Below are 667 nucleotides of genomic sequence, written 5' to 3' on the forward strand. Positions count from 1 at the left end.
TAAGCTAGTAAGAACCCTGAAAGATGATCAGGTTGATAGGTCAGAGGTGGAAGCGTGGTAACATGTGGAGCTGACTGATACTAATCGTTCGAGGACTTAACCAATTTTTAAGGCATACTCGTTTTTACAACTTCTTCTGCATTATCTAGTTTTGAGGGAATGAAAAAAAATAATTTTCCTCTTGAAAAATATGAAAAAGACATTATAATAAAATAGTGTCGAATAAATGGTCTGGCAATAATGGCGAGAAGGTCACACCCGTTCCCATACCGAACACGGAAGTTAAGCTTCTCAGCGCCGATGGTAGTTGGGACACGCGTCCCTGTGAGAGTAGGACGTTGCCAGGCTGTAAATATGGAGGATTAGCTCAGCTGGGAGAGCATCTGCCTTACAAGCAGAGGGTCGGCGGTTCGAGCCCGTCATCCTCCACCATATTTACCTATAATTATTATTCCAAACTATATGCCGGGGTAGCTCAATTGGTAGAGCAACTGACTTGTAATCAGTAGGTTGGGGGTTCAAGTCCTCTCGCCGGCACCTTTGTTCATGCCATTAGCTCAGTTGGTAGAGCAGATTGCGTACTTCATTGAAGGGGCTTCTGCGGGCAATCTGCGAGAAAGAACGTAAGTTCTTTTGAGCATCCGACTTACGCTAATAAAAGATTAGA

2 tRNA genes and 2 rRNA genes are annotated in these 667 nt (G+C 43.9%); all 4 read left to right on the plus strand.

The annotated features are described in order from the left end of the window. Positions 1–104: ribosomal RNA gene (locus ACSU6B_RS29265) — 23S ribosomal RNA — on the plus strand; the annotation flags it as partial. 126 nt (positions 105–230) lie between these two features. After that, positions 231–347, plus strand: a 5S ribosomal RNA gene (gene rrf / locus ACSU6B_RS29270). Between the two features lie 9 nt (positions 348–356). After that, positions 357–432 (plus strand) — tRNA-Val (locus ACSU6B_RS29275). A gap of 32 nt (positions 433–464) precedes the next feature. Continuing rightward, positions 465–537: transfer RNA gene (locus ACSU6B_RS29280), tRNA-Thr, on the plus strand. Positions 538–667 lie beyond the last annotated feature (130 nt).

Source organism: Neobacillus sp. C211, assembly GCF_051842875.1.
Lineage (GTDB): Bacteria > Bacillota > Bacilli > Bacillales > Cytobacillaceae > Neobacillus.